General features: G+C 57.1%; 20 protein-coding genes. 4 read left to right on the forward strand and 16 right to left on the reverse strand.

Annotation, left to right across the window (positions count from 1 at the left end):
• Positions 1-206: 206 nt before the first annotated feature.
• The 10 genes from cirA to yieE all read right to left on the reverse strand — a co-directional run bounded on the left by cirA (position 207) and on the right by yieE (position 11,020).
• Positions 207-2,177 (reverse strand): catecholate siderophore receptor CirA, encoded by a 1,971-nt coding sequence (cirA, locus tag ACE38U_RS02865; RefSeq protein WP_375529138.1) that lies wholly within the window; start codon positions 2,175-2,177, stop codon positions 207-209.
• Positions 2,178-2,303: 126 nt separating this feature from the next.
• On the reverse strand, positions 2,304-3,092 hold the full coding sequence (locus tag ACE38U_RS02870; protein ID WP_375529139.1) for an ABC transporter ATP-binding protein: 789 nt from the start codon (positions 3,090-3,092) through the stop codon (positions 2,304-2,306).
• Positions 3,089-4,165: a FecCD family ABC transporter permease gene (locus ACE38U_RS02875; protein ID WP_038481087.1), complete on the reverse strand. Its 1,077-nt coding sequence runs from the start codon at positions 4,163-4,165 to the stop codon at positions 3,089-3,091. Before ACE38U_RS02875 ends, ACE38U_RS02870 begins: the two co-directional genes overlap by 4 nt.
• A gap of 15 nt (positions 4,166-4,180) precedes the next feature.
• Positions 4,181-5,296 carry an ABC transporter substrate-binding protein gene (locus ACE38U_RS02880; RefSeq protein WP_052049080.1) on the reverse strand — a complete coding sequence of 372 codons (1,116 nt, stop codon included), beginning with the start codon at positions 5,294-5,296 and terminating at the stop codon, positions 4,181-4,183.
• Between the two features lie 179 nt (positions 5,297-5,475).
• Positions 5,476-6,945 (reverse strand): amino acid permease, encoded by a 1,470-nt coding sequence (locus ACE38U_RS02885; RefSeq protein ID WP_038481082.1) that lies wholly within the window; start codon positions 6,943-6,945, stop codon positions 5,476-5,478.
• Between the two features lie 188 nt (positions 6,946-7,133).
• Positions 7,134-7,871 carry an amino acid ABC transporter ATP-binding protein gene (locus ACE38U_RS02890; protein ID WP_038481080.1) on the reverse strand — a complete coding sequence of 246 codons (738 nt, stop codon included), beginning with the start codon at positions 7,869-7,871 and terminating at the stop codon, positions 7,134-7,136.
• Entirely contained in the window at positions 7,852-8,508 is a 657-nt protein-coding gene (locus ACE38U_RS02895; RefSeq protein ID WP_154188058.1) for an amino acid ABC transporter permease, read from the reverse strand. The genes ACE38U_RS02890 and ACE38U_RS02895 overlap by 20 nt, the downstream gene beginning before the upstream one ends.
• Complete coding sequence (locus tag ACE38U_RS02900) at positions 8,505-9,173, reverse strand: amino acid ABC transporter permease (protein ID WP_038481075.1); 669 nt, start codon at positions 9,171-9,173, stop codon at positions 8,505-8,507. The genes ACE38U_RS02895 and ACE38U_RS02900 overlap by 4 nt, the downstream gene beginning before the upstream one ends.
• A 10-nt stretch (positions 9,174-9,183) precedes the next feature.
• Positions 9,184-9,969: a transporter substrate-binding domain-containing protein gene (locus ACE38U_RS02905; protein ID WP_176981087.1), complete on the reverse strand. Its 786-nt coding sequence runs from the start codon at positions 9,967-9,969 to the stop codon at positions 9,184-9,186.
• A gap of 184 nt (positions 9,970-10,153) precedes the next feature.
• Positions 10,154-11,020 carry a DNA-binding transcriptional regulator YeiE gene (gene yieE, locus ACE38U_RS02910; RefSeq protein ID WP_375529140.1) on the reverse strand — a complete coding sequence of 289 codons (867 nt, stop codon included), beginning with the start codon at positions 11,018-11,020 and terminating at the stop codon, positions 10,154-10,156.
• 125 nt (positions 11,021-11,145) lie between these two features.
• Here yieE and ACE38U_RS02915 point away from each other — a divergent pair, with 125 nt between their 5' ends.
• Positions 11,146-12,195, forward strand: coding sequence for a YeiH family putative sulfate export transporter (locus ACE38U_RS02915; RefSeq protein WP_375529141.1), 1,050 nt, complete (start codon positions 11,146-11,148; stop codon positions 12,193-12,195).
• An 86-nt stretch (positions 12,196-12,281) separates the two neighbouring features.
• Positions 12,282-13,139: a deoxyribonuclease IV gene (gene nfo / locus ACE38U_RS02920; RefSeq protein WP_375529142.1), complete on the forward strand. Its 858-nt coding sequence runs from the start codon at positions 12,282-12,284 to the stop codon at positions 13,137-13,139.
• Between the two features lie 42 nt (positions 13,140-13,181).
• On the opposite strand, the gene nadS is transcribed toward nfo, so the two are convergent.
• The 5 genes from nadS to fruB all read right to left on the reverse strand — a co-directional run bounded on the left by nadS (position 13,182) and on the right by fruB (position 17,851).
• Positions 13,182-13,466: a NadS family protein gene (nadS, locus tag ACE38U_RS02925; protein WP_038481063.1), complete on the reverse strand. Its 285-nt coding sequence runs from the start codon at positions 13,464-13,466 to the stop codon at positions 13,182-13,184.
• A complete protein-coding gene (locus ACE38U_RS02930) occupies positions 13,453-13,800 on the reverse strand; it encodes a type II toxin-antitoxin system RelE/ParE family toxin (protein ID WP_038481060.1) in 348 nt (115 codons plus the stop codon). Before ACE38U_RS02930 ends, nadS begins: the two co-directional genes overlap by 14 nt.
• Positions 13,801-14,077: 277 nt before the next feature.
• Positions 14,078-15,766: a PTS fructose transporter subunit IIBC gene (fruA, locus tag ACE38U_RS02935; RefSeq protein ID WP_375529143.1), complete on the reverse strand. Its 1,689-nt coding sequence runs from the start codon at positions 15,764-15,766 to the stop codon at positions 14,078-14,080.
• A 16-nt stretch (positions 15,767-15,782) separates the two neighbouring features.
• Positions 15,783-16,721 carry a 1-phosphofructokinase gene (gene fruK, locus ACE38U_RS02940; protein ID WP_038481053.1) on the reverse strand — a complete coding sequence of 313 codons (939 nt, stop codon included), beginning with the start codon at positions 16,719-16,721 and terminating at the stop codon, positions 15,783-15,785.
• The gene (fruB, locus tag ACE38U_RS02945) at positions 16,721-17,851 is read right to left on the reverse strand and encodes a fused PTS fructose transporter subunit IIA/HPr protein (protein WP_375529144.1); all 1,131 of its coding nucleotides are present in this window, start codon (positions 17,849-17,851) and stop codon (positions 16,721-16,723) included. The genes fruK and fruB overlap by 1 nt, the downstream gene beginning before the upstream one ends.
• Before the next feature lie 387 nt (positions 17,852-18,238).
• Between fruB and setB the strand changes: the two genes are divergently transcribed.
• Complete coding sequence (gene setB, locus ACE38U_RS02950) at positions 18,239-19,423, forward strand: sugar efflux transporter SetB (protein WP_038481046.1); 1,185 nt, start codon at positions 18,239-18,241, stop codon at positions 19,421-19,423.
• Here setB and ACE38U_RS02955 read toward each other — a convergent pair.
• The gene (locus ACE38U_RS02955) at positions 19,420-19,674 is read right to left on the reverse strand and encodes a YkgJ family cysteine cluster protein (RefSeq protein ID WP_038481043.1); all 255 of its coding nucleotides are present in this window, start codon (positions 19,672-19,674) and stop codon (positions 19,420-19,422) included. The genes setB and ACE38U_RS02955 overlap by 4 nt on opposite strands.
• A 133-nt stretch (positions 19,675-19,807) precedes the next feature.
• Here ACE38U_RS02955 and ACE38U_RS02960 point away from each other — a divergent pair, with 133 nt between their 5' ends.
• Positions 19,808-20,248, forward strand: coding sequence for a DUF2946 domain-containing protein (locus ACE38U_RS02960; protein ID WP_038481040.1), 441 nt, complete (start codon positions 19,808-19,810; stop codon positions 20,246-20,248).
• Positions 20,249-20,261: the final 13 nt, after the last annotated feature.

Consider the following 20,261-nt stretch of genomic DNA (forward strand, 5'->3'; position numbering starts at 1 on the left):
GGTGGGTTTACCGCTTCAGCGGCGATGAGCTCGCCGGGCGCCGGGGGTTGTGAGGGGGAATGGCGTAATTCCCCCTCACACGTTCACCGTGCTCTGAACGAGCAGGGAAAACAGATCTATGGGTGAACGGAATAACGACTGAACTAAGGACCTCTCCAGGAAGAATATGTATAAGACACACCTCTTAGAGAGACGGTACCTACCGCTTAGAAACTATAATCCAGCGCCATAAAGTAGCGACGGCCGTCTTCGTTGTAGCTGTAGACGTCACGATTTAGGTCTTTGTCGCCCAGGTTAAGCACCCCTGCACGCACCTTCACGTTCTTCGTCGCCTTCCAGGCTCCACCCGTGTTCCAGACAATGTAGCCGCCCGGCGTTTTGTCGGTGGCTGATACCGCACGCTGCTTGCCGGTGTAGTTCGCCGAAACATAGAACGACCAGTCTTCCAGCGGCGCCCAGTCAACGGTGCCGTTAGCGGTATGGAACGACTGCTGCTGCAGCGGTTTATTGCCGCCGTTGCTCAGGTCACGCCCGTCGTTGTAGGTGTAGTTCAGCGACAGCTTCCACTGGTCGTTAAACGGTATTTTCAGCTCGGTTTCCACACCGCGGATACGCGCTTTGTTCACGTTGTAGTAGCGGAAAATCGGGTTTCCGCTCTTATCAAAGCCAACAAAGTTTGAGTAAGACGGTGCCACGCTGCGGTTCGCGGTACGCTGGATATCAATCATATCCTCAACGTTGTTCTGGAAGGCGGTCACGCTGCCGCTCACGCCGTCCAGAATGCCTTCGTCCCCGGCGTAATACAGGCCCAGCTCAAAGCTTTCGCTCGTTTCCGGCTTCAGGTCAGGGCTGCCGACAATCTGGCAGGCGCCACGGCAGGATTTACTGGTCCAGTCCGGGCTAAGCTGCAGCAGAGAAGGCGCTTTGAAGGCCGTTGCCCAGCCGCCTTTAACGGTGACGGTATCGGTGGCGCTGTACACCAGATAAGCACGCGGGCTCCAGTGGTCGCCGTAGGTTTCATGGTCATCCATACGAATGCCGGTGGTCAGCGCCAGCGGCTCGAAGATGCGCCATTCGTCTTCAATAAACAGAGCGTACTGGCTGGCAGAAGTTTTAGAACTATTACCGCCGGTAATATTTACCGGGTCGCTCAGCTTGTCGTGACGCCACTCGCCGCCGAAGGTCAGGAACTGGTTGATGTCGCTGAGCGGCAGCACCAGCTTGCCGTCGACGCTGTTGTTGCGTGAGGTGATAGCCGCGCTATTGCCCGGGTTGAGGTTATCAATTTTGTCGCCGTAGAAACGCAGTTCGGTATTGCCGAAGTCCCAGCGTCCGTTATGGCCGAGGGAATAATCCTGACGTTCGATGCGGTTCTTATCCAGCGAGTCAGATTCCCTGTCCTGGCGGTCAAAGCCGTAGCCTACGGTGACATCCTGATTGTCGGCAGGCGTCCACGAAAACTCGGTGCTGGCATTGCGCGAAGTGAAGCCTTCAATCTGCGGCGTCAGGCCATTGGCGTTAGTTGTCGAAGCCTGCTGACCGTCTTTCTGGCGCTTGCCCAGGCTGCCGTAGACTTTTACGCCGAGCACATCGTCAATCAGCGGGCCGCTGGTGAAGAAATTGCCGTTGTAGGTATCGCCGCGGTCGCGGTGTTCCTGCACGGTTGAATCCACGGTGAAGGTCCCGTGCCAGGCTTTGCCTCCCTTGCGGGTAATGATGTTCACCACGCCGCCAAGGGCATCTGAGCCATAGAGCGAGGACATCGGCCCGCGCACTACTTCGATACGTTCAATCGCATCAGCCGGGATCCAGTTCAGGTCAAAATCGTTATGGCGGAATACCGCATTGCGGGAGTTGACTCGCTTGCCGTCCACCAGAATCAGGGTGTAGCTGCTGTCCAGGCCACGCAGGCTGACGCCACGGCGGTTATCGCCTTCGTTGGTCAGCTGTACGCCGGGCACGTTCTGCAGCACATCTTTCAGATTATTGACGGGCCTTTTTTGCAGCTCGTCCTGGGTGATAACGCTGATGCTGGCAGGCGCATCTTTGAGGTTTTGTTCGATGGCAGACGCGGTGACTACGAGGGTTTCTTCGCGATCGTCAGCGATGGCGGGAAAAGCCAGACCGAGCACGGATGCGCAGAGCCCTCCCCGGACAATGGGATTCAACCTTAACATTTCTTTCTCTCCATGAGGTGAATTACAAACGAAACAACCGTTTAGCGCTCACATTGCACTATGCGCCAGCGGCTACATTGGCCACCGGCTGCATACTGTGTTCCTTAGTATTCCTGAAATGCGTTGTTATACGGTGGGCGTTTCCACCAGGCCGTCGATAAGCACCTGGGCAACACCCTGTGAGCAGCGTTCAATGCGCCCCTTCACGCCGTAAACCTGGGCCAGGCTGCGCGGAGTAATCACTTCCTCCGGCTCGCCGCTGGCAACCAGTTTGCCGTCGCGCAGCATGAGAACATGCTCGCTATGGCGTAAAGCAATATTGATGTCGTGTACCACGACAACGGTGACGATATTGCGCTCGCGGGTTTCGCGGGCGACCAGGTCCATGACGTGGAACTGGTAATTCAAATCCAGCGCGCTCAGCGGCTCGTCGAGCAACAGCAGAGAGGGACGGCGAATCAAAGACTGCGCCAGGCCTACGAGCTGTTTTTGCCCCCCGGAAAGCTGATCCAGGTAGCTCAAAGCCAGATGCGAGATCCCCAGCTGTTTTAGCAGCAGCATGACCTGCGCTTCGCTTTCAGCGCTGTGGCGGCCACCGGACGCACGCTGCGCCACGATGATGGATTCCAGCACGTGCAGATGCACGCCCTGCGGCAGCGACTGCGGCAGGTAAACCACTTTTTCCGCGCGTTTAGCGAACGGCAAAGCCATCAGGTCTTCACCGTCGAGATACAGCTGCCCTTCCGCGCGGTTCAGGCCCGCTAACGAACGCAGTAAAGTCGATTTACCGCAGCCGTTTGGCCCCAGCAGCACGGTAATTTTGCCGCGTGGCAGCGTCGGCACGCTGAGGTTTTCGATAATTTTACGCTTCGGGTAACCGGCGTTGAATGCATCAATCTGTAAGCCCTGCATCACACGTTCCCCTTATGGCGAAGAATAATACTCAGGAAGAACGGCACGCCCACCAGCGAGGTGACGATCCCCACCGGAATGATGACGCCAGGGATAATGTTTTTAGAGGCAACCGACGCCAGTGACAGCACCAGCGCCCCGACCAGCACGCTGCCCGGCAGGTAAAAACGGTGATCTTCGCCAAACAGCATACGGGCGATGTGCGGCGCAACCAGGCCAATGAAGCCGATTGGGCCCACAAAGGCCACGGACAGCGCGGACAAAATACTGATGCGCAGCAAAGTGCCTAAACGCAGGCGCTTCACGTCGATACCAAAGCTGACGGCGCGATCTTCGCCTAAGCGCAGCGCGGTCAGCTTCCAGGAACTGAGCATAGAAATCGGCATGATGATGGCAAAGGCCAGCAGCAGCACGCCGAGCTTGTCCCAGGAGGCACGCGCCAGGCTGCCCATGGTCCAGAACACCAGCCCCTGCAGCGTGTCTTCGCTGGCGATAAACTGCAGCATCGACACCAGGGCATTAAAGGTGAACACCAGCGCGATACCAAACAGCACCACGCCGGAACTCGCCACGCGGGTCCAGCGGGTAATGGCGTCCAGCATCAGCGCGGCAAACAGCGCAAAGACAAAGGCGTTGGCGGAGATAAACCACTGATCCGGCACCCCTGGGATACCGATGCCGAGAATGATAGCCAGCGCGGCACCGAAGGCCGCCGCGGAGGAAACGCCGAGCGTAAACGGGCTGGCCAGCGGGTTATTGAGGATGGTTTGCATCTCCGCCCCCGCCAGGCCCAGCGCCATGCCGACCAGCAGCGCCATCAGCGCATACGGCAGACGAATGTCCCACACGATCACCCGCGTACCGGCGTTTGCGCTGGCCGGGTCAATCAGGGTCTGCCACAGCGTATCCAGCGGCAGCCCGGACGGGCCAAGGGTAAAGTCCAGCAGCAGCGAGGCTAAGATCGCAATGACCAACGCCCCCATCAGCAAATAGCGGTGACGTAGCACCTGCTGGTAGCGCCCCATAATAGTGGCAGGCTGCGCCTCGTTCGGCATCGGATCGGTGGTGGCACTCATCAAGTCTTACCTTCGTTACTTCTTCAGATCGGTCCAGTACGTTCCCGTTGGCTCTACCGCCAGGAACTGTTTATAAAGTTGTTGCATCGTCTGCTCCGGATTCACCTCGGCAAACTGCTGCGGATGGAACCAGGTCGCCATCGCCTGAATAGCCAGGATGTTATACGGCGAATTGTAGAAATTATGCCATACGCCATAGGCGCGCCCTTCTTTAACCGCCGTTAGCTGGTCAATGCCTTTACGCTCCAGCACGCTCTGCAGGCTGGCCTGGGCTTCAGCTTTGGTCGCCTGAGCGCCGAGCACCACGCCCGGCGAGGTCGCACCAGGGGCTTTGCCGCCGCTGGCAATATAGACCTGCGGGTCAGCGGCAAGCACTTTTTCCAGGTTCACCGTGCCCAACGCACCCGGCAGCAGGTCTTTAGCAATGTTGTTACCGCCCGCCAGGTCGATAAAATCGCCCATGTTGCCTTTCCCGGCGGACCCACAGCACTCTTCCATCGCCGCAGCACGCAGTTCGATAAACACCGAAGGTTTATCTTTTGCCGCCATCTTGCCGGTGACGTCGGTTATTTTTTTCAGATTTGCTTCATAAAAGGCGATGTAATCATCGGCCTGTTTCTCGCGATGCAACACTTTGCCCAGCAGACGCATGCTCGGCAAGGTATTTTTCAGCGGCGAGGTACGAAAATCGACGAAGACTACCGGCACGCCCGCTTTTTCAAGCTGGGAAACCAGCTCGCTGTGGCGGCCAGGGCCGTGACCAGACAGGCCAAAAATCGCCACATCCGGATGCAACGTCAGTACTTTTTCCGGGCTGACGCTGTCGGCCGTGGTGCTGCCAATCAGCGGGATATCGTCAATTTTCGGGAATTTCGCTTTATATTCCGCGTAAGTCTGGGTGTCCAGCTTACGGAAGTCGCCCTGCCAGCCCACGATGCGGTCTATCGGCTTTTGCCCTTCCAGCAGCGCCAGAGCATAAAACAGCCGCCCTTCCCCCAGCAAAATGCGGTCAACCTTCTGCGGGATGGTGACTTCACGCCCTACGATATCGGTCACCGTTGCGGCGACGGCGGAGTGCAAACCGGCGGCGGTTAATGCCAGAGCCAGACAGATATTCTTGAATTTAATCATATGCTTCACGCTAACGCTCCTTCGTTCCTTAAAGAATGGCGTTAACGATAAAGCAAATGATAATGGTTATCAATTTAATTGTTGAATACTATAGCCCGTTGGCATTATTGATTGCCAGCAGAATAGAAAAAGGGCGTGATAATCACGCCCTCTAAAGAGTAACTTATTGTTACTTTGACTTATTTCTCACGGAATTTCGGGAATTCCATTTCGCTGTAGCGCACAAAGCGGCTGCCTTTCGTTATCTTGTAGCCGAACCAGATAGCCAGGAACAGCGGAATACCGATATAGGTTGCCGCGACGCCGCCCCAGTCGATGGTGTCAGACAGGAACGCTTCGTAGTTCTGGCCCAGCGTGATGACAAGGCACAGCACAAAGGCGAAGATCGGCCCAATCGGGAAGAAGCCCGAACGGTACGGCAGGTCGTTAATGTCGTTGCCCTGCAGCACGTAACCGCGACGGAAGCGATAGTGGCTGATGGCAATCCCCAACCAGGCGATAAAGCCGGTCATCCCGGAGGTATTCAGCAGCCACAGGTAAACGGTCTGGTTGCCGAACATAGAGGTCAGGAAGCACAGCCCGGCGATAACGGTGGTAGCGTACAGCGCGTTACGCGGCACGCCGCCTTTAGACAGCTTCGCGAAAATACGCGGCGCCTTGCCGTCGCAGGCCAGGGTGTAAAGCATACGTGTGGAAGCGTACATCCCGGAGTTACCCGCCGACAGCACCGCCGTCAGGATAACGGCGTTCATGACCGCCGCCGCAGAGAGCAGGCCCGCGTGCTGGAACACCAGGGTGAACGGGCTGACGCTGATGTCTTTCACGTCGTTGCGCAGCAGGCTTGGGTCAGTATAAGGAATGATCAGGCTGACAATCAGGATCGCAAACACATAGAACAGCAGGATTCGCCAGAACACCTGACGCACGGCGCGAGGAATGTTTTTCTCCGGGTCCGCGGACTCACCGGCGGCAATCCCGATAAGCTCGGTGCCCTGGAAAGAAAAGCCTACGATCATCGCTACGCCGATCATTGCGGCAAAGCCCCCGGCAAACGGCGCGTCGCCGGTTGTCCAGTTGCTCCAGCCTACCGGCTGTGCCCCTTTGAAAATACCCACGATCATCATCACACCCACAATGATGAAGATGATGACGGTGGTCACTTTTATCAGCGAGAACCAGTATTCCGCTTCGCCAAAGCCTTTCACGGAGATCCAGTTCAGCAGGAACATGATGCCGAGGAACAGCGCACTCCAGATCCAGCCTGGGGTGTCCGGGAACCAGTAATTCATCACCAGCTGCGAGGCGACGAGGTCAACGGCGATGGTCACCGCCCAGTTGTACCAGTAGTTCCAGCCAAGCGCGAAGCCAAAGCCGTCTTCTACATATTTCTGACCGTAGGTTGCGAAGGAACCAGAGACCGGCATAAACGCCGCCAGTTCGCCCAGGCTGGTCATCAGGAAGTAAACCATCAGGCCAATCAGCATATAAGAGAGCAGCGCGCCGCCCGGCCCCGCCTGAGAAATTGTCGCCCCAGAGGCAACGAAAAGCCCCGTGCCGATGGAGCCGCCAATGGCGATCATCGTCAGGTGGCGCGCCTTTAATTCGCGGCGTAAGCCAGGCGCTTCTGTCGTTTTATCTTGTGAAACCATAGGAAATTGTTGCCTGTCCAAAAAATGAGGCAAGATTGTAACAAAACGTCTTTATTCAGATAGCAGAAATCCCGGGTTATAAGAGAGCTTCATGATCGCCCGGCAATTATTAGCAAGTCGCTAATCAGGCCGATAAGTTGAGGGGAATTAAAAACCGCCGGCGCATTCAGCCGACCGGCGGTCAAAGATTAACCGAGCCCGCGTACGGAGGAGATAAACTGCTGCAGTTCCTGAGTACGAGGATGAGCAAAAAACGACTTGCTCTCACCCTGCTCCCACACTTTCCCCTGGTGCATAAACACCACGCGGTCGCCCACCTCCCGGGCAAAGTTCATTTCATGAGTCACCAGAATCAGCGTCATGCCTTCTGCCGCCAGCTGCTCCAGAACTTTAAGCACTTCGCCCACCAGCTCCGGGTCGAGCGCCGAGGTAATTTCATCGCACAGCAGCACTTTGGGGTTCATCGCCAGCGCCCGCGCAATGGCCACGCGCTGCTGCTGGCCGCCGGAAAGGTTGGCCGGATAGTAATCCACGCGTTCGCCCAGGCCGACTTTGTTGAGCATTTCCAGCGCCAGCTCACGGCATTCGGCAGCGCTCTTATTCAGGACCCTGCGCGGCGCCAGCATCACGTTTTCCAGCGCGGTCATGTGCGGGAACAGGTTAAAGCTCTGGAACACCATCCCCACGGAACGGCTGATTTCACGCGCCTGAGATTCACGGTCGGTGATAGTCATCCCACCGAGCTTGATGCTGCCGTCCTGGTAACCTTCAAGCCCGTTCATGCAGCGCAGCAACGTACTTTTACCGGAGCCGCTGCGGCCGATGATCGACACCACTTCACCCATGTCGATATCAAGGCTGACGCCCTTCAGTACGTGGTTGTCGCCGTAATATTTTTGTACGTCATTAATGGTGATGAGCGGCATGGAATTTTTTCTCCAGATAGCGGCTGTAGCGCGACAGCGGATAGCAAAGTAAGAAATAGCCGAGCGCCACCAGGGCAAACACTTTAAACGGCTCAAACGTCACGTTATTCAGCATGGTGCCGGCTTTGGTCAGCTCGACAAAACCAATAATCGAGGCCAGCGCGGTGCCCTTAATCACCTGCACCGAAAACCCGACCGTCGGCGCAACGGCGATGCGCATTGCCTGCGGGGCTATTACCCGGAACAGCGTCTGCCCGAAGCTCAAACCGAGGCAACGACAGGCTTCCCATTGGCCTTTGGGCAACGCACGAATGCTGCCGTACCAGATATCCAGCAAAAATGCGCTGGTAAACAGCGTCAGGGCAAGCGTCGCCGCCGTCCAGGCGCTCACGTCGATCCCGAACAGCGCGATACCGAAGAAAGCGAGGAACAGCTGCATCAGCAGCGGCGTGCCCTGAAACAGCGCAACATAGGCGCTAATGAAGCGCTTTGGCCACGTCCAGCGGCTTATGCGCAGCAGCAACAACGGCAAGGTCACCAGCGTGCCGCAGAAAAAGGCAATCAGCGACAGCAGCACCGTCCAGCGGGCCGCCAGCAGCAGGTTGCGCACGATATCCCAGTCGGTAAACGTCATCATCCGACATCACTCCCCAACCATTTTCGCCCCGCCGCCAGCAGCAGCTGGCGCATAATTAACGACAGCACCAGATACATTAAGGTGGTCACCAGGTAGACCTCAAAGCTCAGGAAGGTGCGTGACTGAATAAGGCTGGCGGCAAACGTCAGATCTTCGCAGGAAACCTGCGACACCACGGAAGACCCCAGCATCACGATAATGCACTGGCTAACCAGCGACGGATAAATGCGCTTCAGCGACGGCGGCAACACCACGCGTAAAAACGTCTGGCTGCGGCTTAACCCCAGCACGCGAGCCGCTTCCCACTGCCCTTTCGGCGTCACCTGAATGCCCGCCCGGATAATTTCGGTGCTGTAAGCCCCAAGATTAATCAGCATCGCGATAAGTGCCGCTTCCCCGGCGTTGAGCTTTAGCCCCAGCGCCGGTAGCCCAAAGACAATAAAGAACAGCTGCACCACAAACGGCGTGTTGCGGATCAGCTCCACATAGCCGCCCCACACGAGGCTTAACAGCCCCGGTTTGCCGCTGCGAATGGCCGCCCCGGTAATGCCGATGGCAACGCCACCCACGGTCGCCATAACGGTGAGCCCCAGCGTCACCCACAGGCCGGCAAGTAGCGCCGGCCAGTAGGGCAGCAGACCGGCAAAATCAAGTTGCGTGGTCATTCCCGGCTCCTCAGGCGCCGAGGTTGGCAGGCAGCGGCGCCTGCATCCATTTCTGCGACAGGGCGTTCAGAGTGTTGTCCTTCAGCGCGTCACCAATCAGCTCATCTACCTTCGCTTTCAGGGCAGGCTCGTTCTTTTTCAGCCCGATGTAGCAAGGCGAGTCTTTGAGCATAAACTGGCTGACCGGGGCTTTGGTTGGGCTCTGGCGGGCAATTGCCGCCACGACCAGGTTGCCGGTGGCGATGTACTGCACCTGGCCGGAAAGGTAAGCAGAAATCGTGGTGTTGTTGTCTTCGTAGCGCTTCACGTCGGCGTCTTTCGGCGCGAGATCGGTTAATACCATGTCTTCTACTGCGCCACGGGTCACGCCGATGGTTTTCCCGCTGAGCGCTTTAGCATCGGCTACCGTGGCATCTTTCGGCCCAAATACGCCCAGGAAGAACGGGGCATAGGCGCGGCTAAAATCGATGACCTTTTCACGTTCGGCGTTTTTGCCGAGGCTGGAAATCACCAGGTCAACCTTGTCCGTTTGCAGGTACGGGACGCGGTTCGCGCTGGTCACCGGCACCAGCTGCAGTTTGACTTTCAGCCCCTTCGCCAGGTAGGCCGCCATATCGATGTCGTAACCCTGCGGCTTCAGGTCAGCATTCACCGAACCAAAAGGCGGGAAATCCTGCGGGACCGCCACGCGCAGCACGCCGCGCTTTTCAATATCCTGCAGCTGGTCGGCCATTACCGCCCCGGCCTGAGCCAGCAGAACCGTCGCGCCAACTAAAGAGAACAACCATTTTTTCATCGTCATGTGCAGCCTCATCGCCTGATTGAAACAAAAGATTCTTTGAATTCAATTCTGCAACTAATGTGCCAATGAAGAGGGATCGCGAAGATTGTGGCGGTATCACGGTGAAAGGAAGGTTAACAAGAGGATAGCTGCCTCGCAGCTACACCCCAATCAGGTGCAGCTGCAAGATTTTGGTGCATTATGCTTCGCAGTAGCGCAGGAAGCGAAGCAGCGCGTTGGAGATGTGCTTCTGGCGGTGGTGGATGCGGTACAGCGTGCGCACCAGGCGAGGGAGCGGGACGACAACCTCCACCAGCGAGCCGCTTTCCAGCTGCTCGGCAATGACGCGGCGGGACAGGCAACTGATGCCCAGGCCGTGGCGTACCGCATGTTTGATCGCCTCGGAATTGCCCAGCTCCATCCCCATCTGGAACTTCGGCAGGTGCGACAGCAATAAATAGTCGACAATCTCACGGGTGCCTGAGCCACGCTCACGCAGGATCCACGGCTGTTTTGCCAGGTTTTCAAGCGTGACCGGCTGATGTACCAGCGGGTTCCCCGGCGAAGCAAAGACCACCAGCTCATCTTCCAGCCAGGGTTCAGTGACCAGCTCCGCCATGTGGCACGGGCCTTCTATCAGGCCGATATCGACACGAAAATCCGCCACCGCGTTAATCACGTCCTGACTGTTGCCGACGCTAAGCTCGAGCGGCAGCTTCGGAAAGTCGCGCCGGTAGCGGGCAATCATCTCCGGCAGAATATAGTTGCCAATGGTGCTGCTGGCATAAACACGAATTGCGCCGTTATCTTCGCGAAACAGCTGTTCTATTTCACCCGCCTGCTCCAGCAGCCCCACCACACGCGGATAGAGCAGCCTGCCGTGCTCGTTGACGACCAGCCGCTTCCCGACCCTGTCGAAAAGCTGAACCCCAAGCTGCCCTTCCAGGTCGGCCAGGGCGGCGCTTACCGCCGACTGGGACAGAGACAGCATCTGGGATGCCTGGGTGGTCGAGCCGCTTTTAAGGACTTCAGCAAACACTTCAAGTTGCCGCAGCGTGATATGCATAAGAGGGCTTTCCTGTGGTGGCAGCGAGTTGCTTACCACTTATAAAGATTAATTATAAATATATAATCAATTTTATTTTTATGCCAGCGAGGCGTAGCCTTTTTGCCATGACAAAGGAGAAGGTTATGACTGCACTCACAGTACAAGCTCACCGCCACACGCTGTGGCACTTTTTACCGGGGCTGGCGCTTTCCGCCGCCATTACCGGACTGGCGTTATGGCTCGGCAATATCCCAGCTGTGGCCGGAGTTGGCCTTAGCGCCCTGACGCTTGCCATCCTTTGCGGCATGATTGTCGGCAACACCGTTTACCCAAAAATCTGGCAGCATTGCGACGGCGGCGTGCTGTTCGCCAAACAGCATCTGCTGCGCCTCGGCATTATTCTTTATGGCTTCCGCCTGACGTTTTCGCAAATTGCCGACGTCGGCGTAAGTGGCCTGCTGATTGACGTGCTGACGCTGTGCAGCACCTTCGCCCTCGCCTGCTGGCTCGGCCAAAAAGTCTTCGGGCTGGATAAACAAACCAGCTGGCTGATTGGCGCGGGCAGCAGCATTTGCGGTGCGGCGGCGGTGCTTGCCACCGAGCCCGTGGTCAAAGCCGAGGCCAGCAAAGTCACCGTGGCGGTGGCAACCGTGGTTATCTTCGGGACCCTGGCTATCTTTATCTACCCGATGATTTACCCGTTCGTCAGCCAGTGGTTTACGCCGGAAACCTTCGGGATCTACACCGGCTCGACGATGCATGAGGTCGCTCAGGTTGTAGCGGCAGGCCATGCGATTAGCCCTGAAACGGAAAACGCGGCGGTGATTGCCAAAATGCTGCGCGTGATGATGCTTGCGCCGTTCCTGATTTTCCTGGCCGCCCGCGTTAAGTCTTTGGCACCGGCTGGCAGCGCGCAGACGAGCAAAATCACTATCCCATGGTTTGCGATACTGTTTATCGTGGTGGCGATTTTCAACTCCTTCCACTTCTTACCGCAGGCCGTGGTTAATCTACTTGTCACGCTGGATACCGTCCTGCTGGCGGTGGCGATGGCCGCACTCGGCCTGACGACCCACGTCAGCGCGCTGAAAAAAGCCGGCGTGCGCCCGCTGCTGATGGCGCTGGTGCTGTTCATCTGGCTGATTGTCGGCGGTGCGGGCATTAACCTGGCGATTCACCACCTGATCGCATAATTCAATACGGAAAAAAGCCTCCTGACCCGCTATCATGACGGATTACAGATAGCGGGTTTTGCCCGTCAAGAAACAGGAGAAGACAGATGAAGTTTATTGGAGCGCACGTTAGCGCCTCGGGCGGCCTGGAAAATGCCGCCATCCGCGCCCACGAACTGGAAGCCACCGCTTTTGCCCTGTTCACCAAGAATCAACGCCAGTGGCGCGCCGCGCCGCTGACCAGCGAAATTATCGACAGCTTTAAAAGCGCCTGCGAAAAATATCACTACGGTCCGGGCCAAATTCTCCCTCACGACAGCTACCTGATTAACCTCGGCCATCCGGTTGAAGAGGCGCTGGAGAAATCCCGCGAGGCGTTTATCGACGAGATGGTTCGCTGCCAGGACCTGGGGCTGACGCTGCTGAATTTTCATCCGGGCAGCCACCTGAAGCAAATTCCGGAAGAGGAATGCCTGAAGCGTATCGCAGAGTCGATCAACATTGCGCTGGAAAAATCCGAGGGCGTGACCGCCGTTATTGAAAACACCGCAGGCCAGGGCAGCAACCTCGGTTTCCGCTTTGAACATCTCGCCGCCATCATTGACGGCGTGGATGATAAATCCCGCGTTGGCGTCTGCATTGATACCTGCCACGCTTTTGCCGCCGGTTACGATCTGCGTACCGAAGAAGACTGTGAAAATACCTTTAGCGAGTTCGAACGCATTGTCGGCTTTAAATACCTTCGCGGCATGCACCTTAACGATGCCAAAAGTGAATTTGGCAGCCGCGTTGACCGCCATAACAGCCTGGGCCTCGGCAACATCGGCCACACGCCGTTCAGCTGGATCATGCGCGATGCACGTTTCGACGGCATCCCGTTAATTCTGGAAACCACTAATCCGGATATCTGGGCGGAAGAAATCGCCTGGCTTAAGGCGCAGCAGCACGAAGAAGCTACGGCTTAGTTGTTGAGCGTATTGCACCTGGATCTTAGCTGGCAGCAACGCTCAGCGTGCTGCCAGCTCATAGTAAAATGCCGGGTTGGCCTGAATCGTCGCCAGCACTTTTGCTGCGAGGCCAGTGGGGTTCCGGCGCTTTAATTCCCAGCTTTTGATGGTGTCAACGCTGGTGCCTAACGCCTTTGCCATTTCACTTTGTGAAACATTCAGCTGCTCTCTGATCGCCCGGACATCCGCCACGTCATAGCGAACCACCATTGCAGGTGCCTTCGCGCCATTTTTAATCTCTACCGCCTCTTCAAGCGAGGATTTAAGGTCATTAAAAAAACTCATGCTCTATTTTACCTTTCAATAATGTCGTCAGTTTTCTGAGTTCAGTTTTTTCCGCGGCCGTCAGGTCTTCTTTTATATTCTTCGGCCAGGCCATAATCAGCCAAATCACCTCCGCCGTTGCCAAAAAATAAACAACCCTGGCACCTCCGCTTTTCCCCCGAACGCCGGTTGCCATCCTGATCTTCCGTAATCCCCCGGTTTTCTGTATCAGGTCACCTTTCTCCGGCGATCCAATTAATTCTTTTTGCAACGCGCTAAGTTCGTCATCCGTCGCGAGCTGTTTAATCTGGCGAGTGAATAACGTCGTCTCAATAAAAGTAATAGCGTGAGTCATCGTGCCCCCATCCTTGAGGGTACTAAGTACACCATCGAGTACATAGTACACCTATATTGTTTGCCTTGCCAAAATATTCGTTTTTAGCCGGCAGGAAACAAGGTTGAAATATCAGGATTGTGCAAAGGGCTTAGTAAAGGGCTGTAACGAGTTGGAGAGTTTTCAGTCATGTGGGAGAGATCCCGAAAGGCATTTAAGGGATTGCAGGGAATGAAAAATAAAGGCAGAAGAGAAACGTCTGCCTTCAACAGAAAGAAGGCAGACGTTGAATTGGAGATTAAGCCGCTTTCGCCGCCAGCTCCGTTTCAGGACGCTTGAGGAAGGCGTAGGACAGGCCAGCCACCAGCGTACCGGCAATAATCGCCAGCAGATAACCCAGCACCGGGGTAATCGCGCCAGGGATTAGCAGCACAAACAGGCCACCGTGCGGTGCCATCAGCTTCGCGCCAACCGCCATGGACAGCGCCCCCGTCAGCGCGCCGCCGATGATACAGCAAGGCAGAACGCGCATCGGGTCACGAGCGGCAAACGGAATCGCCCCTTCGGTAATGAAGCACAGCCCCAGTACCAGCGCCGCCTTGCCCCCTTCCTGCTGCGCCTTATCAAACTTACGGCGAGCAACCAGCGTGGCCAGGCCCAGCGCCAGAGGTGGCACCATACCTGCGGCCATAATCGCCGCCATTGGCGCATAGGTCTGAGTACTGAGCAGGCCAACCCCAAAAGCGTATGCCGCTTTGTTCACCGGGCCGCCCATGTCGGTACACATCATCCCGCCCAGAATAGCACCCAGCAGAACCGCGTTCGCGGTGCCCATGGTTTGCAGCCAGTGGGTCAGGCCCGCCAGGATTTTAGCCACCGGCGTCCCGATCAGGTAGATCATCGCCAGGCCAACAACCAGGCTTGAGAACAGCGGAATGATCAGAATCGGCTTCAGCGCTTCCATGCTTGGCGGCAGCTTCAGCTTAGAGCTAATCAACTTCGCGATATAGCCCGCCAGGAAACCGGCGATGATGCCGCCGATAAAGCCTGAGCCGGTGCTAACTGCCAGCATGCCGCCGATAAGACCCGGCGTCAGGCCCGGACGGTCGGCAATAGAAAAGGCTATGTAACCCGCCAGCACCGGTACCATCAGAGCGAACGCGGAACCGCCGCCAATCTGCATCAGCGCAGCGGCAAGCGTGCCGGGTTCCTTAAAGGCCTGGATCCCGAAGGCGAAGGAGAGTGCGATACAAAGACCGCCCGCCACCACCATCGGCAGCATGTAAGAAACGCCGGTCAGCAGGTGACGATACGCTCCGGCACTTTCTTTTTTGCCAGATTCCTGAGCAGAGCTTGCTTTACCTGCCGCTTCGTAAGGTTTGGCTTCAACCAGAGCTTTATCCAGCTCCTGGGCGGTTTTCTTCAGCGCCAGGCCGGTAGAGGTGCGGTACATCGGCTTGCCGGCAAATTTTGCAAGGTCGACTTCAATATCGGCCGCCACAATCACCAGGTCAGCCTCGGCGACTTCTTCAGGCGTAATCGCGTTACCTGCACCCACGGAGCCACGGGTTTCAACCTTCACCCACCAGCCGCGCTTTTTCGCTTCCGTTTCAATCGCTTCGGCTGCCATAAAGGTGTGCGCCACGCCGGTTGGGCAGGCGGTGACGGCAACAATACGCTTCGGCCCTTTTGCAGCTACAGGTGCGGCTGCTACCGGTGCCGTGTACGTCTGTGCCTTACCTTTTGCTTCACTCAGGAACAGCTCAGGATGCTGAACGGCTCTGTCGATATCGCCGAGGAACACCTTTTTGCCGTTCAGCGAGGTATCAGCCGGAATGGCGGTGCCGACAACAATCGCCAGTTCGGCGTCGTTCGGGTTATCAATGATGTCGAGATGCGCTTTTGGCGCGGCGGCACCGAGCAGCGTCTTCGCGAGATACGCGCGCGCCTGCCCCAGTCCCGGCTCAATAATTAACAGCGTTTTCATTGCCTGTCTCCTGCTGTCAGTGGAAAGGTTTCAGGTCGACACGAGCCATCATAGCGGCCAGCTGTGTACGATCGGTAATGCCTACGTTGCTCTGGCTGACGGCCAGGGCCGCAACGGCGGTAGCAAGGCGCAGCGTGTGTTCACTGGACTCACGCATCAGCAGGCCATAAATCAGGCCGCCGACCATCGAATCCCCTGCGCCAACGGTACTAACAACTTCACAAGTCGGTGGTTTGGCAATCCATTCACCCGAGGCGTTAACCCACAGCGCACCTTCAGCGCCGAGAGAAATCACCACATGCGCAATCCCCTGCTCACGCAAAGCATGCGCCGCCTCAATCACGTCTTTCAGTTCAGGCAGTTTGCGCCCGGCCCAAATCTCCAGCTCGCGGCGGTTAGGCTTCACCAGCCATGGCGCGGCTTTCAGGCCTGCAACTAATGCTTCACGACTGCTGTCGAAAATAATGCAAGGGCACTGGCTGCGCAGGCGGGTCATCCAGTCGGTGAACGCTTCCGGAGTAACGCCCGCAGGCAGGCTGCCGCTGACGCAGACCATGTCGAACTGGCCCAGCCAGCTCAGGGAGTCGGCAACGAAGCGCTCCCAGTCAGCACCGGTCACTTCAAAACCGGAGAAGTTAAGGTCGGTCACTTCGCCGTCTTTTTCGGTCAGCTTGACGTTAATGCGGGTGCGGCCCTGTACGACCTGGAAACGGTTCGCTATGCCCAGTTCGCTGAAGAGCTGCTGGAAACCATCCTGATTATCTTTGCCCAGGAAGCCGCCCACGGTGACGTCGATGCCAAGATCTTTCAGCACTTTGGCCACGTTAATGCCTTTGCCAGCGGCATGCAGGCCGGTAGTCCGAACCAGGTTGACTTCACCGCGCTCGATTTCCGGGCAGAAGCCCACTAAGTCATAGGCAGGGTTGAGGGTGATAGTCGCTACACGTCTGGTCATTACGCGCCCTCCCCAAGGCCTGCAGCGATGGCATCGCCAATCGCCTTCAGCGCCAGTTCAGCATCTTCACCCTGCGCGGTGAAGCGCAGGCGATGGCCTTTTTTCACACCCAGCGCCACAACTTTCATCAGGCTACGTCCATTTGCCGGCTTGCCGGTTCCATCAAGGTTTGTCACGGTAATTTCGCTATTGAATTGTTTTATGGTGTTGACCAGCGCAGTACCCGGCCGGGCGTGCAGGCCATGTTCATTTCGCACGGTGAACTCAGCGCTCAGCGCCTCTTCTGCCGGAGCATCGTCGCTGGTCAGCAGCGTCAGCAATGCCGGTGCATCCGCGCTTAACAGTTTGTCGGCACGGTTGCCAATCAGCATGTCGCTCAGGCGGTTCAGCACCTGCAGCGGCTGCTCGTCTGCAACGGCCACGGTCAGCAGCAAATTCACCGGGTTTCCGTTCGCTTCAAAGCCTGCGGCCGGGCGGCTAACCGCGACGGCGCTGGCCAGATTGCCTGCCGCGCTGTCGTTCAGCCAGATGCCCTGCCCGAGATACAGCGGGTTACCGGCAATAACGTTGCTGACGAAAGCCGCGTCGACCGCGCCCGCCTGCTTGAGGCGACCGGCGTTCAACGCCTGGAGGGTCATCAGGTCGCTGGCGTCGACGTTCAGCGCCAGCAGGCTGTTATCCAGCAGCAGCGCGGTAGTTTGTTTCTCGCCCATCAGCAGCGCGCGAAGTTCTTCCGCGCTGGCTGCGGACTTCAGCTGTTCAGCCACGTCGTCGTCGCTCAGCACGTGGGTCAGCTGACGCAGCAGCCCGAGGTGCTCGTCAGAGCTGGCGGCAATGCCGATCGCCACATAGGCGGTCTGGCCCTCGCCCCACTCCACGCCCTGCGGGAACTGGAAAACCTGAACGCCGGTTTTCAGCACCAGGCCACGCGTGTCGGTGGTGCCGTGCGGGATGGCAATCCCGTTGCCTAAATAGGTTGTCGTCTGCTGCTCACGCGCCAGCATGCCGTTGACATAGCCTTCGCCGACGTTGCCTGCCTGCACAAGGGCAGCGGCAACCTGGCGGATAGCCTCTTCTTTGCTCCCGGCTGACTCGCCCGGGTGAATATCCTGCACAGATAACTGGAACATAGATCTCCTCTCTCGCCGAATTGAAACGATTCAGCTTGGTTGAGAAAAAATGCGCCATCTCGAGCTGCGGGATGCAAAAAGATGACGCTGAAACGTTTCAAGGAGTGTTGCGCTAATGCTGCATTCCACGCAACATTTCTCGCATTTCTGTTTGCGAAATTTAGAGCTTCAGCACATTTTCAGTTTAGCAGACGGTAAGTTCAGCGCCTGGGCAGGCTATTTCCGGCCAGCATCAGCAAACTTCAGCTACTCCAGGCGTGCCCTGGCCGGGGTTCTACCGCTGTGGATGATTTGTGCTGGCGGTCTCGCAGAGCGGGCGGGTAAATCTGTTTATTTCAAGGTAACGGGCGTAAACTCCGCGCATTCTTTTTCCTGTCACCGATTAGCATGCAAAACGCTCCCGTTACCGCAGCCCGCAAGCCCCTGGATTTCACCTCAAGCGCCTTTTTGATTGTGGCATTTTTGACCGGCATCGCCGGCGCACTCCAAACGCCGACGCTAAGCCTGTTTTTGACCGATGAAGTCCACGTTCGCCCCGCGCTGGTCGGTTTTTTCTTCACCGGCAGCGCGGTGATAGGTATTTTGGTGAGCCAGTTTTTAGCCGGGCGCTCTGACCGTAAAGGTGACCGCAAAACGCTGATTTTTGCCTGCTGCCTGCTCGGCGCGCTGGGCTGCATTCTGTTCGCCTGGAATCGTAACTACTTCATTTTGCTGTTCGTCGGGGTGTTTCTCAGCAGCTTCGGCTCCACGGCCAACCCGCAGATGTTTGCGCTAGCCCGCGAGCATGCCGACCATACCGGGCGCGAAGCGGTGATGTTCAGCTCTATCCTGCGGGCGCAGGTTTCTCTTGCCTGGGTCATTGGACCGCCGATTGCCTACGCGCTGGCGATGGGATTTGGCTTCAAAGCGATGTACCTGAGCGCCGCATTTGCCTTTGTCATTTGCGGCGCGATGGTCTGGCTATTTTTGCCGTCGATGCGCAAAGAACCTGCGGTAAAAACGACGGTCACGCTGGAGTCGCCGCGCCGTAATCGCCGCGATGCCCTGCTGCTGTTTGCCGCCTGTACCATGATGTGGGGTTGCAACAGCCTGTACATCATTAATATGCCGCTCTATATCATCAATGAGTTACATCTGCCGGAGAAGCTCGCCGGGATAATGATGGGCACCGCCGCCGGGCTGGAAATTCCGACCATGTTGATAGCGGGCTACTACGCAAAACGCTTCGGTAAACGCTTCCTGATGCGCTTCGCCGTCGCGGCAGGGTTGCTGTTCTATATTGGGATGGTGGCGCTGACTAACGAATATATGCTGCTTGGGCTGCAGCTGTTAAACGCCATCTTTATCGGGATTCTGGCCGGGATCGGCATGATCTATTTTCAGGACCTCATGCCAGGGCAGGCAGGAGCGGCTACCACGCTGTATACCAACACCACCCGCGTGGGCTGGATTATTGCTGGCTCACTTGCCGGGGTTGTGGCGGAGATCTGGAACTACCACAGCGTTTTCTTCATCGCGCTGGGGATGATAGCCATCAGCGTTTATTGCATGGCACGGATCAAAGATATTTAAGGTGCCGTGGCGGCTTCAAGGTGAATCAGATACGCCATTGCCTGCTGGCGAGAGGTGCCGCACATCTCCCTTGCTGGCTGGAGGCCGCCGCAAACTTTAGGCCGTAAAGGCGAACCGAACAGTTTGCAACGCAGGCGCTCGTCCAGCTGAACGCAGGGCGTGTTGGCGGGCTTCCCCTCCGGCATACCGGGGATCGGCGTTGATATTGAAGGCGCGGTACAGCAGGCGCCGCAGTCAGGACGACACTCCATTTATTTTTCCGCCAGCGTCAGAGGGTGCGTGACAATAGCAGACCCGGTGCCTGCGTCAATCTAACAATTCATTTAACATCATTCCTCCTTCCAGGATACACTTGCGCCACAACGACTACGGATCGGTAACGTTTTGTCACGGCGCAATCACTTTCACCGAACAGCCTGCTGGCTGGCGCTGCTTGCCGTTGCCATGCTGTTTATTGCACCGGTTATTTCAAAATCGCTGATGCACCATTCAGCCTGCGAACACAGCAGCATGATGATGACAATGGACATGTCTGACATGGACCATCACATGCCCATGCCCGAGCCGTGCCCTCAAGCTTCAATGCCGCACAATATGCTGATGTCCGGCCCTGGGATGTCGCCCGGGGAAGAGATCGCCTGCGGATACTGCCAGCTGCTGATCCACCTGCCTTTTATTCAGTTCTGCCTCACGGTTTTACTGCTGTTGCTGCTGACTGGCGTGCGCCGAACGCCGGTGCTCGCCCTGTGCTGCGCCACGCTATCTCGCCCCTGGTCACCTCATCCGGCCCGTGCCCCGCCCTCTGCTGCCTTTTGCTTCGCATAACACTCTAATAATT

It is taken from the genome of Cedecea selenatireducens (genome assembly GCF_042138895.1).
GTDB lineage: Bacteria > Pseudomonadota > Gammaproteobacteria > Enterobacterales > Enterobacteriaceae > Cedecea > Cedecea selenatireducens.